Here is a 13,712-nt window from a genome sequence, read left to right on the forward strand (position 1 = left end):
TCAGAGGTGGGCGAGCTTCTCCAGGACGGGGGCGGCCGCGCGCAGCTTGGCCCATTCGTCCTCGTCCAGGCCCTCGGCGAGAGAGGCCAGCCAGGCGTTCCGCTTGCGGCGGGATTCTTCGAGCATGGCTTCGGCCTGCTCGGTCTGGCTGACCACCTTCTGCCGGCGGTCGTCGGGGTGCGGCTCCAGCCGGACCAGTCCCTTGGCTTCGAGCAGCGCGACGATGCGGGTCATCGACGGCGGCTGGACGTGCTCCTTGCGGGCCAGCTCGCCGGGCGTGGCGGAGCCGCAGAGCGCGAGGGTGCCGAGTACCGACATCTCGGTGGGGCTCAGCGACTCGTCGACGCGCTGGTGCTTGAGGCGTCGGCCCAGTCGCATGACGGAGGAGCGGAGCGCGTTCACGGCCGCGGCGTCGTCGGCGGTGCCGTGGGACAGGTCAGGCATGTTCGTTAGCCTAACTCATTACTCTGTCTAAATACCAACGGGGACGCGCCGACGTAGTACGGATCACACGGGCGCGCGGGTGAACCGGATGCACGCAGATCACGCTTCCGCAGCCATGTATCACCCAAACGAGTGAGTCGGATCCAGAAAGTGACGCAAAGGAACCCCGGCTGCCCCGACCCTGAACGACATGGGATCGACAGTGCTCAGCCTGCGCATCGACGGTGAGCTGCTCGACCGGCTCAGGAGTCACGCCGCGAAAAGAGGAATGAGCGTCCAGGACTATGTCGTCCGGACGCTCATTCGCGAGGATTTCGACGAGCGGTTCAAGACCGCCGTCGACGAGACGGAGAAGTTCTACGGCCCGGAAGCGTCTGCTTCCGGGCCCGAGGATCACGTGAGGCCGAGCGCCGGCATCGCGTAGTAGAAGACGAAGACCGCCGACACGGCGTACATGGCCACCGGGACCTCACGGCCCCGGCCGGCCGCGAGCCGCAGCACGCTGAACGCGATGAAGCCGATGCCGATGCCGTTCGTGATCGAGTACGTGAACGGCATCATCACCATGGCCAGGAACGCCGGCACCGCGATGGTGTAGTCGCTCCAGTCGATGTCCTTGACCGATCCGGCCAGGATCAGGAAGCCGACCGCGAGCAGCGCGGGCGTGGCCGCCTGGGACGGGACCATCGTGGCCAGCGGCGTGAGGAACAGCGCCACCGAGAACAGACCGCCGGTCACGACCGAGGCGAGACCCGTGCGCGCACCCTCGCCGACGCCCGCCGTGGACTCCACGAAGCAGGTGGTGGCCGAGGAGGAGGTCGCGCCGCCGGAGGCGACGGCCAGGCCGTCCACCAGCAGGACCTTGTTGATGCCGGGGAAGTTGCCGTCCTTGTCGATCAGCTTGGCCTCGTCGCCGACGCCGAGGATCGTGCCCATGGCGTCGAAGAAGCAGGACAGCAGCACGGTGAAGACGAAGAGGACACCGGTCAGGTAGCCGACCTTCTCGAAGCCGCCGAAGAGGCTGACCTCGCCGACCAGGCCGAAGTCGGGCGAGGCGACCGGGTTACCCGGCCACTCCGGGGTGGTCAGACCCCAGGACGGGACGGTCGCGACCGCGTTGATCACCATCGCCACGATCGTCATGACGACGATCGAGATGAGGATCGCGCCCGGCACCTTGCGGATGATCAGGGCGAGGGTGAGGAGCGTGCCCAGAATGAAGACGAGCACCGGCCAGCCGGTGAGGTGACCGTCGCCGCCGAGCTGGAGCGGGACGGTGGTGTGCGCGGCGTCGGGGATGCGGGAGACGAAGCCCGAGTCGACGAGGCCGATCAGCATGATGAAGAGGCCGATGCCGATCGCGATGCCCTTGCGCAGGCCGACCGGGACGGCGTTCATGACGCGCTCGCGCAGACCGGTCGCGACGAGCAGCATCACGACGACGCCCGCGAGGACGACCATGCCCATGGCGTCGGCCCAGGACATCTTCGGTGCGAGCTGGAGCGCGACGACCGTGTTGACGCCGAGGCCGGCGGCGAGGGCGATCGGGACGTTGCCGATGACGCCCATGAGGAGCGTCGAGAACGCCGCCGTGAGGACGGTGGCGGTGACGAGCTGGCCGCCGTCGAGCTGGTGCCCGTACATGTCCTTGGCGCTGCCGAGGATGATCGGGTTCAGCACGATGATGTAGGCCATCGCGAAGAAGGTGGCGAAGCCGCCGCGGACCTCGCGGGCGACGGTCGAGCCGCGCTCGGAGATCTTGAAGTAGCGGTCGAGGCCCGAGGTCGGCTCCTGGGGAGCGGAAGGCTCGGGGGGCATGGCCTTGGCGGTGGCCGTGGTGCTCATGGGGTGGGGTTCCTCTTCGGGAGATGTCCGTTTGGCGGTTCATACGAAGGAAACCCGCCAGAGGCAAACCGTTTCAGTATGAACACATGAACGAGCGAGCGTCTATCTCCGCGCGTAGACCATGCGTGGGTACGATTTCCCGCCACCTAGACTGACCCCATGGCGAAGTGGACACCGAAGCACGAGGCACCCGAGCCCCTCGAAGGGCCCGTCGTCGCCACCATCACCGGCGGAACGATCCTGTGGTTCGTCCTCTTCCTCGTCCAGGTCCCGTTCTACGGCTGGTTCGACGACCGGGACCTCACCTGGTGGGTGTGGACCTGCCTGGCCGGCGCGGGCCTCGGCCTGATCGGCATCTGGTACGTACGGAAGCGGGACGCGGCGATCAAGCGGCACGAGGCGGCGCGGGCGACGGAGGCGGCGGGAGGCCCGGCGGCGGGCAAGTCCACGCCCGAGTCCGAGTAAGAGCCCGAGTAAGAGTCCGACCCCGAATCCGAGCCCGACCCCGAGCCCGAGTCCGAGCCCGAGTCCGAGCCCGAGTCCGAGCCCGAGTCCGAGCCCGAGTCCACCCGAGGTCCCGAGGCGTAGCGACCGGCATGGCACCGGGGAACGATTCCCCTCCTCCCCCGGTCTGAGATCCGCCCCCCTCAGCAGGTGAACGGTCGATTCCGGTCGTACCGTCGAAAACATGACTCAGCGGGCGAAGATCGACACGGACGGCAGCGAGGCCGAGGCGGTGGGGCCGCCCGTTGTCCACCGACCCGCCGGACTCACCTCCGCCGAGGTAGCCGAACGCGTCGCCCGCGGCGAGGTCAACGACGTCCCCGTCCGCAGCTCCCGCTCGACCACGGACATCATCCGCGGCAACGTCTTCACCCGCTTCAACGCGATCATCGGCGTGCTCTGGGTGATCATGTTCTTCGTCGCGCCGATCCAGGACAGCCTCTTCGGCTTCGTGATCATCGCCAACACCGGCATCGGCATCATCCAGGAACTCCGCGCCAAGAAGACCCTCGACGGACTCGCCGTCATCGGCGAGGCGAAACCCACCGTCCGGCGCGACGGCATCGCCGGCGAACTCTCCACCTCCGAGATCGTCCTCGGCGACCTCATCGAACTCGGCCCCGGCGACAAGGTCGTCGTCGACGGCGTGGTCGCGGAGGCCGACAGCCTGGAGATCGACGAATCACTGCTCACCGGCGAGGCCGACCCGGTCGTCAAGAAGCCCGGCGACCGGATGATGTCGGGCTCGTTCGTCGTCGCCGGCGGCGGCGCGTTCACCGCCACCAAGGTCGGCCGCGAGGCCTACGCCGCACAGCTCGCCGAAGAGGCCTCCCGCTTCACGCTCGTCCACTCCGAACTGCGTACGGGCATCTCCACGATCCTCAAGTACGTGACGTGGATGATGATCCCGACCGCGATCGGGCTCGTCATCAGCCAGCTCGTCGTCAAGGACAACAACTTCAAGGACTCCGTCGCCCGTACGGTCGGCGGCATCGTCCCGATGATCCCCGAGGGACTCGTCCTGCTCACCTCGGTCGCCTTCGCGATCGGAGTCGTACGACTCGGGCGCAAGCAGTGCCTCGTCCAGGAACTGCCGGCGATCGAGGGCCTCGCGCGCGTGGACGTCGTGTGCCTGGACAAGACGGGCACGCTGACCGAGGGCGGCATGGACGTCACGGAGCTCCGTCCCCTCAACGGCAGCGACGAGACGTACGTACGGAAGGTCCTCGGCGCCCTGGGGGAATCCGACCCCCGCCCGAACGCCTCCCTCCAGGCCATCATCGAGGCCTATCCGGACACGGTGGAGTGGCGGTGCACGGAGGCGCTGCCGTTCTCGTCGGCGCGGAAGTACAGCGGGGCGGCGTTCAGCGAAGGCGACGGCGAGAACTCGACATGGCTGCTGGGCGCCCCGGACGTCCTCCTGCCCGCCGGGGACCCGACGCTCACGGAGATCGACCACCTCAACGAGCAGGGCCTGCGGGTCCTGCTCCTGGCGCGGACGGCGAACGAACTCGACTCCCCCGAGGTCGCGACCGGCGCCCACCCGACGGCCCTGGTCGTCCTGGAGCAGCGACTGCGCCCGGACGCGGGCGACACCCTCGCCTACTTCGCCGACCAGAACGTCGCCACGAAGATCATCTCGGGTGACAACGCGGTGTCGGTGGGGGCGGTGGCGGGAAAGCTCGACATGCCGGGCGCGGAGAACACGGTGGACGCCCGGCTGCTCCCCACGGACCGGGAGGAGATGGCGAAGGCCCTCGACGAGAACGCGGTCTTCGGCCGGGTCACGCCGCAGCAGAAGCGGGACATGGTGGCAGCGCTCCAGTCCCACGGACACACGGTCGCGATGACCGGCGACGGCGTGAACGACGTACTGGCGCTGAAGGACGCGGACATCGGCGTGTCGATGGGCTCGGGCTCGGAGGCGACGAGGGCTGTCGCCCAGATCGTCCTGCTGAACAACAGCTTCGCGACGCTCCCGTCGGTGGTGGCGGAGGGCCGCAGGGTCATCGGCAACATCACCCGGGTCGCCACCCTCTTCCTGACGAAGACGGTGTACTCGGTCCTCCTGGCGGTCCTGGTGGTCTGCTCGCAGGTGGAGTACCCCTTCCTCCCCCGCCACCTGACCCTCCTCTCCACGCTGACGATCGGCGTCCCGGCCTTCTTCCTGGCCCTCGCCCCCAACAAGGAACGGGCGAAGCCGAACTTCGTACGCCGGGTGATGCGGTACGCGATCCCGGGCGGCGTCATCGCGGCGGCGGCCACCTTCACCACGTACCTCCTGGCCCGCCACCACTACAGCGGCGAGGGCGCCCTGGAGGCGGAGACGAGCGCGGCCACCCTGACCCTCTTCCTGGTCTCGATGTGGGTCCTGGCGATCATCGCCCGCCCGTACACGTGGTGGCGCCTCACCTTGGTGGCGACGATGGGAGGCGCGTTCCTCCTGGTCCTGGTCGTGCCCTGGCTCCAGGACTTCTTCGCCCTGAAACTGGTGGGCACGACGATGCCGTGGGCGGCGGTGGCGATCGCGGCGGCGGGAGCGGTACTGCTGGAGGTGGCGTACCGCTGGGTGAGCAGGAGGTTCCCGGCGTAGCCGCAGGGGTCAGGCGGCGGGAGCGTCGAGCAGAACCGGGACGCGCTGGACCGCGCCCCGGTGCGAACGGCGCGGCAATGGGTCGGGCCCAAGGGGTGGGCCGGGTACGCGAGTGTCGGGTGGGACCGCCCTCTTTCCGAGAGTCGCTCCTTCCGGCGGCGCGTCAAGGGCGCTCCCTGCGGTCGCGTCGCTGCGCGATGGCCTTCGGCCACCCTTGACCCACCACCTCCAGGAGCGAAAACACTCTCGGAGGGCGGTCCAGGGGACGGGGTCACGCGTACGGCCCGGGCAGCGGCCGGGGCGGGAGGGCGTGTGCCGGCCGGTGGGTGGGGGCTTGGTTCGCGGCCGAGGGGGATGGGCTTCCGTCGGCCGGTTCGGGTGCGCGGTTGTTGAATGGGGCGGCGGGGCGACGCTTAGCGTCGGAATGCCGATCGGAGCGGGGCTTCAGGCCCCGCTGGTCACCCCCGCGGGTGGGGGCGTGAGTAACTCTGCACTTCTCGAAGTAACAGGCCCCAGATTAAGCCTCATTGGGGGTGAATCGCCCTTATCGGGCGATGAAAGTGCAAGAAACTCTCACCGCCACCGCCGAACCACCCACTCACACAGACCAGCGGGGCCTGAAGCCCAGCTAACCGACATCCGCAATCCGCTGAGCCCAGCCCGACCGCCCCATTCAACAACCGCGCACCCCCAACCCACCGGACTTCACCCACCGGCCCGAGCAACGAACCAAGCCCCCACCCACCCAGGCACACAGCCAACACACGCCCCACCGATGCCCGGCCTCGCACCCCACCCACAAGCCCCACGCCGCCCACGACGCGCAACCACCCCCCAGCAGTCCGCGTAGGCCCCGGCCCTCGGCCGCCCTCCGAGTGTGAAAAGGCGGCCTCCGCCGCCGGGTCAAGGGTGGGCGCAGCCCATCGCGCAGCGACGCGACCGAAGGGAGCGCCCTTGACGCGGTGGTGGAGGCCGCCACACTCGGAAAGAGGGCGGCCGCACCCGCACCTCGTTCGAAACCCCCGCGCCCCGCACCCCTTCCGTCCGGCACCCTGGTCCCATGGGGATTGTCGAGCGGCTCTGGGGCCGGGGCGAGGACCGTCCTCCGCCGAGTCCCCCTCCGCTGAGCCCCCGCCCCCGCCTCCGCCGAGCCGAGCCGGTCCACTCCCCCTCAGTCGAACCAGCGGTCCCTCGCCAGTTCCGCCGTCCTCGACGGGTCCTCCAGCAGGGCCGCCACCTCGAAGCGGCGGGGCCACTGGCCGGCCGACCAGGCCAGGCCCGCCGCCACACCCTCCAGGGTGGAGGCGTGGACGACGCCGTCCGCCGTGCGGCGCCAGTCGAGTTCCGTGTCCGCCGCCCTGAGTTCCTCGTGCTCGACGTACGTCGTCGGGGTCGTCGGGCCCAGCAGGGTCCCGACCGAGTCCGGCACCTCGTGCTCCTCGCCCGTCGTCGCCACCTCCGCCTCCACCGCCTCGCTCAGCCGCCTCACCTGGAACAGCTCCGCCAGGTCCGCCGCCCGCGCCGGCGACACCGGCAGCAGCGGCACTCCGCCCGCCAGCGGCAGCAGGTCCGGCGCGTCCGCCACCATCGCCTCCGCCGCGTCCACCACGACCACCTCGCCGTCCACCACCGCGCGCAGCTCGTCCGGCAGCGTCACCTGCTCCGGGTCCAGGTCCGCCAGTGCCGTGTACAGCGCGTGGAGTTGGGCGTCGGTGACCTCGCGCGAGGGGTCCGCCAGCCGCGTCAGGAGTTCCGCCGCCCCGCCCGGCTCGTCGAGGAGCGCCGCCACCGACGTGCGGACTCCCAGGGCCCGCAGGACCTGCTCGTCCTCGAAGCCGGTCGCGTCGGCGGAGTCGTACAGGCCGGAGAGGAGGGGGTCCGAGCCCTCCGCGCGCAGGCCCGCCGGGCGGCGGCCGTCCAGGACGGGGTGGTCGCGGAGCCACCACGCCGTGTACGAGCGGACCGTCTCCGTCGTGCCGTCCGGCAGGAGGATTCGTACGGGCTGGGTGAGGGCGTCGCGGAGAGGAGGCTGCGCCAGGAGGGCCAGCGCCTGCGGCCAGGCGTCGTCGTCGACCAGGTCCAGGTCCCGTACGGCCACGATCTCCGTCGCCACCGGCGGCACCGGTGTCTCCGGCAGCCGGTCCAGGACGTCCTCGCACCACACGTCGACCGCGTCCAGGAGCCCCGCGTCGTCCGGCTCCGGGTAGTCGCTCTCGCGCGGCTCGACCTCGTCCGGGTCGAGGAGCAGGTCGGTGGCGCGGACCAGGGCGAAGGTGGCGAGGACTCCGCAGGCGGCGAGGGGCTGTTCGCCCCAGCGTGCGGCCAGATCGGCGTCCACGTGGGCCAGTTCGTCCGCGCGCATGACGGCGGCGAACGCCGAGCCCGGCATCACCAGCTCGCCCGCCGGGGAGAGTTCGCCGTCCTCGTCGGGCAGCGCCAGCGCGCCCAGCCAGGGCTCCTCGCCCGGGTCGAGTTCCGCGTCCCGGACCAGGGCGAGGACGGTCTCGACGAGTTCGTCCGCGTCCAGGGTGTCCGCGTCCTCGTCCCAGATCTCGCCCGCGTCGAGGGAGGCCGCGACCGCCGCCCGTACCTGCGGGGTCGTCAGGACCGCGCGGGGCGTGGCGGGCAGGGCGCCCAGCTTCTCCAGGAGCGGGTGGGCGGCCTCGGGGTGGGCGACCTTCAGGCCGAGCCGGGTCAGCTCGGCGGGGGTCCTGTCCTGGGGCAGGAGGACCTGGCGGGGGCCGATCGCCGTACGGATCCGGGCTCCCTCGGCGGCTTCCGCCAGCGGCACCGGGAGGCCGGACAGGCGGTCCGGGTCGACGCCGGCGAGGGAGTCGTACAGGCGCCACCACCACGTCGGGGCGCGGTCCACCCCGGCGAGGCGGTCGATCGCCTCGGTCAGGGGGACGCGGCCGACGCCGAGGGTGCGGAGTTCGGGGCGGCGCTCCAGACCGGCGGGCAGCAGGGTCGGGAACACCTCGGCGAGGACGTCGACGGTGTCGACGCCCGCGCCCTCCGCGACCTCGGCCTCGATCGGGCGGAGTGCGGGGAGTTCCTCGGTGGGGGCGGCGGGCGCCAGGAACGCGACCCTCGGCAGCCGGTCCAGGATCGCCTCGCGCAGGGCCCCGTCGAGGGGGCCCTTGCCGAGCGGGCCGGGGACGAGGTCGAGCGTGGCGGTCGTCACCGGCTGCCACTCGGCGAGGAGTTCGGCGTACGCGTCGGCCGCGCGCTGCACCAGGAAGTCGGTGAGCGGGCCGGGCGCCGGGTGCCGCCGGGCCGTGTCCAGGGGCAGGGAGGCGATGAGGAGCGCGGGGATGCCGAGGGGTTCGTCGGTGGGGGTGGGGGCGTGCACGACCGGGGTCGTCCGGGGGTAGCGCGGGGCTCCCTCCGTGTCCACGGGTACGGCCCAGGTGACGGACCAGTGGGGGCGCAGGCGCTCCTCGACCGGGCGGTCCTTGAGGAGTTCGGCGTCGAGGGGGCCGCCGTGGGAGACGGTCCGCCAGCGGTGGGTGCCGGTGGCGGAGTCGACGATCCGCACGTAGCCGTCGTCCTCGGAGCGGCGGAGGGTCCGTACCCCTTCCGGGGTCTCCACGACGATCTCCGCGAGCCCCGGAAGGGTGAGGAGGAGCGCGTCGTCGACGGAGCCGAGGAGCCGTTCGGCGAGGTCACGGGCGGCGGTGTCGCGGAGCGGGAGGACGACGACGGTGTCGTAGCCGTCGGGGGCGGTGCCCTCGGCGGGCAGCGGGAGCCGGAGGAGGGGTACGTGGCCGTCGCGGCGGCGCAGTTCGTCGCCGAGGCCGGGGCTGTACCGGGCGGACTCGGCGGCGAGTTCGCGGGCCTCGGCGAGGGACCAGCGGACGCCGCCGTGGCGGCCGAGGACGGCGGCGGGCTCGTCGGTGACGGCGAGGACGGCGGCGAAGCCGACGCCGAACCGGCCGACCGCGCCGTGGGCCTGCTGCTCGCGCTTGGCGGAGGCGCGGAGGGTCGACAGGGACTCGGCTCCGGTGGCGTCCAGGGGGCGCCGGTGTTGGCGGCGGCGAGGACGGCGGGGCCCTCGTGGTCGGCGGGGTGGAGGGTGAGGCGGAGGCGGCCGGGGACGGCGGCGCGGTGGGCGGCGTCGGCGGCGTTCTGGGCGAGTTCGACGACGAGGCGGTCGCGGTAGCCGCCGAGGGCGAGGTCCTCCTCGGCGTTGGCGTCCTCCCGGAACCGGGCGGGGGACGCGCCCCAGGCGTCGAGCACACCCCGCCGCAGCCGTGCGGTGCCGAAGGGGTCGGTTCCGTCGGTCGTCGTCCGGACGCTGACGCTCACGTCTGACTCCACTCTGCGGGGCGGTGATGTTGCGGGACCCGGGCCGGGGGGCCAGGGTGCGAGCCCTTGGACCCGGGGGCCCGAAGGTACCGCGCTCGGGGGCGGGGGGTTTGCTGGGGCGCGGGTGGGGGTGTGCGGGGGCGCCCTTTATGTCCAGGGTGCATCTGTGCGGGCCGGGCCGCGTGCCTCCGCCGTTGGGGCTTCGCCCCGTCGCCCCCCCGTTGTGGGCAATCGTCCCGCAAGGGCGGGACGGGTGGGCACAACGGACGGCGCCCCTTGCCGGGCCTAGGCTCCCGCGCCTGAACCCGCACCACAGGTGCGGCGCGCAAGGAGTGCGGGTCCAGGCACAAGGGGCGGAGGCGCCGCCAGAGCGCGCCGTCCCGTGTGCCCACCCGTCCCGCCCTGGGGGTCCCCCCGGACGAAGTCTGGGGGAGGGACGAATGCCCACACGGCGGGGGGCGGGCGCGGGCGCCCCCACACGGGGGTGGGCGCGCGCGCGCAGGGGCCGCGGGCCCCCGGGACTGGCCGCGGGCCCCAGGGGTTACGAGTGGCCCAGGTCTTCCTGGGTCGCGTCCGGTTCCGTCGTCGAGCCGGAGTCCTTCGCCGGGCGGAGGGGGAACGCGTCCGCCCCCATCGAGTCGAGCACCGGCGGCGCCGGCCGCGGCGGCTTCGGCATGACCGCGGCCTCCGAGTGGCCCCCGCAGCCGTACGAGAGGGAGACGACCCGCCCGTCCGCCGGGGCGAACTCGTTGGCGCAGATGCCGAACGTCTGCTTCAGGGAGCCCGCCAGCGGCACCAGGAACGCGCAGGACTCGCAGGTGGCCGGGGCGGCCTGTGCCATCGGCGTCCGCGCGCCGAAGGACTCCTCCCAACGGTCCGCTGCCATGTGGAGCCCGTATCGGGAGAGGACCCTGGCCCGGCGCATGCCGAGCTCCTCGGCGACCGCGGCGATCGCACCCCGCGAAGGGGTACGGGCGACGATCTCGGCGTCCTCGACGTCGAGGTGTCCGCCAGCTCCTCCGACACCACGGAGTTCGGCGGCGGCGCGTCCTCGCCCGAGTAGCCGGGCTCCAGGCGCAGGTCGTCCGCCTCGGTCGGCAGCAGGTCGCCGGGGCCCATGTCGCCGGGCCGCAGCCGCTCGCTCCACGGCACCCACTCGGGGGCGAGCAGCGCGTCGGAGCCGGGCAGCAGGACGGTTTCGTCAAGCGTGACGTTCTTGGCGCGGGAGGCCCGGGTGACCGTCACCGCCCAGCGCCAGCCCCGGTAGCCGGGCTCCTTGGACTCGAAGTAGTGGGTGACGACACGGTCACCCTCGGCGATCACTTCGACATGTGCGCCGACGATCCCGGGGGCGGCCGCCTCCTCGGCGGCCTCCCGCGCGAGTTCTACGGCCTCGGCACACAGGCGGTCGGGGATACGCGTGGCTCGCGGGGTACGCGGGGTACCGCTTCGCGTCGTCGCAGCACTCACAGGTCTCGCTTCTCTCCTACGCCGTCTCACGGGTGCGCCGGCCGAGGGGCGGGAGCGAAGCCACGGGCAGCGGGCGGAGCGGACCTGTGGGCCGCATCGACGTCCGCGCACCCGACTTGTCTCGCGTGTCTCGGGCACACCTATCGTCATCCATTCTGCGGGATGCCGAAGAGGCGCGCGGCCGAGAGCTTCCGCCGGTGACGCGCTACGCACGCTACCCCGTTCGCGAGCCTCAGCCCACCTGCCCGTCCCAAGTGGCCCGGATCGCGGACGCCCGGGAGGCTACGAAACCCCCTCGCGCGCCCCTCGCGCAGCCGCCGCGCAGCCGCCGCGCACCCCACGCGGGCAGCCCCAGCGTCCACCTTGCTCGCCCTTCGCGCAGCCCGCGCGCGCCCCTCGCGTACCCCTCACACAGCCCTCGCCCGCCCCTCGCGTCTCCCTCGTGCACGGTTCCGAGGTCGCCTTCACCGCCGCGCCACGGTTCGTCCTGCGTGCCGGTGGGGCACTATGACGGAGTGGCAGCCGCACGGTCCCCCGCACGATCCGAAGATCATGCCGGACCGCTCCGCCGAGCGGGCCGGAAGGTCGGCCGTGCCCTGCACCTGCCGTTCACGGGGACCGCGAAGGGCATCCGCAAGGCCACCCACGCCCATGGCGCGGGCGAGTCGGGGCTCGGGAAACTGATCGAGCTGCACGCGGTGAACGGCGCCGGGGACGTCATGATCACCGTCGCCCTCGCCTCCACCGTCTTCTTCTCCGTCCCCACCGACGAGGCCCGCGGCCGCGTCGCCCTGTACCTCGCCGTCACCATGGCCCCCTTCACCCTCCTCGCCCCGGTGATCGGGCCGCTCCTCGACCGCATCCCGCACGGGCGGCGGGCCGCCATGGCCGGCGCGATGCTGACCCGGGCGGTCCTCGCGATCATGATGTCGGGGGCGGTCGCCACCGGCGGCATCGAGCTGTACCCGGCGGCGCTCGGCGTCCTGGTGGCCTCGAAGGCGTACGGGGTGGTGCGCAGCGCCGTCGTACCCCGGCTCCTGCCACCGACCTTCTCGCTGGTGAAGGCGAACTCCCGGGTCACCCTGGCCGGGCTGCTCGCCACCGGCATCGCCGCGCCCATCGGTGCCGGGCTCCAGGTGCTCGGGCCCCGCTATCCGCTGTACGGCGCGTGCGCGCTGTTCCTGCTCGGGACGTTCTGGGCGCTGCGGATGCCGCACAAGGTGGACTCGGCGAAGGGTGAGCGGCGGGCGCACCTGCTGACGCACGGCGAGCGGAAGCCGAGCCTGCGGACGGTGGGGCCCTCGGTGCTGCACGGTCTGGAGGCGAACGCGGCGCAGCGGATGCTGTCGGGTTTCCTGATCTTCTTCCTGGCGTTCCTGCTGCGCGAGCACCCGCTGTCGGGGCAGAGCGCCGCCGTCTCCCTGGGGATCGTGGGCGTGGCGGCGGGCGTGGGCAACGCCTGCGGCACGGCGATGGGCTCGCTCCTGCGGGACCGGGGGCACGGGCCCGAGGTGATCATCGCCACGATGATCAGCGTGGTCTGCGCCACGGCGATCTGTACGGCGATCTTCTTCGGCGGGGTGATGGTGGCCGTCCTGGGCGCGGTCGCGGGCCTCACCCAGGCCCTGTCGAAGCTGTCCCTGGACGCGCTGATCCAGCGGGACGTGCCGGAGGTCGTACGGACCTCGGCGTTCGCGCGTTCCGAGACGGCGCTGCAGATGGCGTGGGTGGTGGGTGGCGCGATCGGCATCGCCCTGCCCCTGAACGGGTCCCTGGGCATGGCGGTGGCGGCCGGGATCCTGGCCACGGGCGCGCTCCTCGCCGTACGGGGGCTGCTCACGGCGGCCCGGCGGCGGCCGGGGCCGAAGGGGCGGTCGAAGGCGCGGGTGGCGTAGGAATCGCTCTCATCTGCCGCCCTCGTTCCGTCTCACCTGCCGCCCTCGTTCCGTCTCGCCTGCCACCCTCGTTCCGTCTCACCCGCCGCCCTCCTTCCGGTACCGGACAGCGGCACGCCGTACCCCCGCGTGGCGCGGGCGCGCGCGGCCCGATAGCCTTCGGCTCATGACCGTTGCGTTCTTCTCCGGCTCGCGCCGCCGGGCCGCCGTCGCCCTCGGGGCCGTCTCCGCCGGGCTCCTCGTTCTCTCCGCCTGCGACAAGCCGACTCCGATCGCGACCGTGACGGTCGGGTCCGACTCGATCCACTCCGAGGCCGCCTGCTACAACGACGGCGAAGCCATCAAGGAGTCGCAGATCCAGCAGTGCCTCAACAAGAAGGCCGAGAAGTCCATCACCGTGGCGATGGACGACAAGATCCGCTTCGGGGTCGACCCCGAGATCGCGGACAACGGCTGGACCATCTTCCTCGGCGGCCAGCAGGCCGAGCCGGAGCCGTACAAGAAGACGTACCGGACCATTCCGGCCAGCGCCTTCTTCTCCAGCCAGACCGGCGAGGCCACCGACACCTCCCAGGTGACCATCGTCGAGAACACCGGCAAGAAGCTGACCGGTATCTGGCACTTCCAGCTGAAGAAGGAATCCTGATCCTCCG

At 72.1% G+C, this 13,712-nt stretch carries 7 protein-coding genes and 2 pseudogenes; 5 read left to right on the forward strand and 4 right to left on the reverse strand.

Going from position 1 to position 13,712, the window contains the following annotated elements; all coding sequences use genetic code 11:
- Positions 1-444, reverse strand: a complete 444-nt coding sequence (locus tag N5875_RS17035) for a MarR family transcriptional regulator (protein ID WP_055600160.1) — start codon at positions 442-444, stop codon at positions 1-3.
- A gap of 190 nt (positions 445-634) precedes the next feature.
- On the opposite strand from N5875_RS17035, the gene N5875_RS17040 reads away from it, so the two are divergent.
- Complete coding sequence (locus N5875_RS17040) at positions 635-868, forward strand: hypothetical protein (protein WP_318212538.1); 234 nt, start codon at positions 635-637, stop codon at positions 866-868.
- Here the strand turns inward: N5875_RS17040 and N5875_RS17045 are convergent.
- Positions 838-2,289 (reverse strand): NCS2 family permease, encoded by a 1,452-nt coding sequence (locus tag N5875_RS17045; RefSeq protein ID WP_318212539.1) that lies wholly within the window; start codon positions 2,287-2,289, stop codon positions 838-840. The two genes, N5875_RS17040 and N5875_RS17045, sit on opposite strands and share 31 nt — an antisense overlap.
- Positions 2,290-2,448: 159 nt before the next feature.
- On the opposite strand from N5875_RS17045, the gene N5875_RS17050 reads away from it, so the two are divergent.
- Both N5875_RS17050 and N5875_RS17055 read left to right on the forward strand, forming a co-directional pair.
- Positions 2,449-2,754, forward strand: coding sequence for a DUF2530 domain-containing protein (locus N5875_RS17050; RefSeq protein WP_318212540.1), 306 nt, complete (start codon positions 2,449-2,451; stop codon positions 2,752-2,754).
- A gap of 223 nt (positions 2,755-2,977) precedes the next feature.
- Positions 2,978-5,386: an HAD-IC family P-type ATPase gene (locus tag N5875_RS17055; RefSeq protein ID WP_318212541.1), complete on the forward strand. Its 2,409-nt coding sequence runs from the start codon at positions 2,978-2,980 to the stop codon at positions 5,384-5,386.
- A 1,171-nt stretch (positions 5,387-6,557) separates the two neighbouring features.
- Here N5875_RS17055 and N5875_RS17060 read toward each other — a convergent pair.
- Both N5875_RS17060 and N5875_RS17065 read right to left on the reverse strand, forming a co-directional pair.
- A pseudogene (locus N5875_RS17060) lies at positions 6,558-9,706 on the reverse strand (molecular chaperone Hsp90).
- Positions 9,707-10,235: 529 nt separating this feature from the next.
- Positions 10,236-11,164 (reverse strand): annotated as a pseudogene (locus tag N5875_RS17065) (DUF3027 domain-containing protein).
- A 515-nt stretch (positions 11,165-11,679) separates the two neighbouring features.
- Between N5875_RS17065 and N5875_RS17070 the strand changes: the two are divergent.
- Both N5875_RS17070 and N5875_RS17075 read left to right on the forward strand, forming a co-directional pair.
- Complete coding sequence (locus N5875_RS17070; protein ID WP_318212554.1) at positions 11,680-13,059, forward strand: MFS transporter; 1,380 nt, start codon at positions 11,680-11,682, stop codon at positions 13,057-13,059.
- A 166-nt stretch (positions 13,060-13,225) separates the two neighbouring features.
- Positions 13,226-13,705 (forward strand): DUF2771 domain-containing protein, encoded by a 480-nt coding sequence (locus tag N5875_RS17075; RefSeq protein ID WP_318212555.1) that lies wholly within the window; start codon positions 13,226-13,228, stop codon positions 13,703-13,705.
- Positions 13,706-13,712 lie beyond the last annotated feature (7 nt).

Source organism: Streptomyces sp. SJL17-4, assembly GCF_036826855.1.
In the GTDB taxonomy this organism is placed as follows: Bacteria; Actinomycetota; Actinomycetes; order Streptomycetales; family Streptomycetaceae; genus Streptomyces.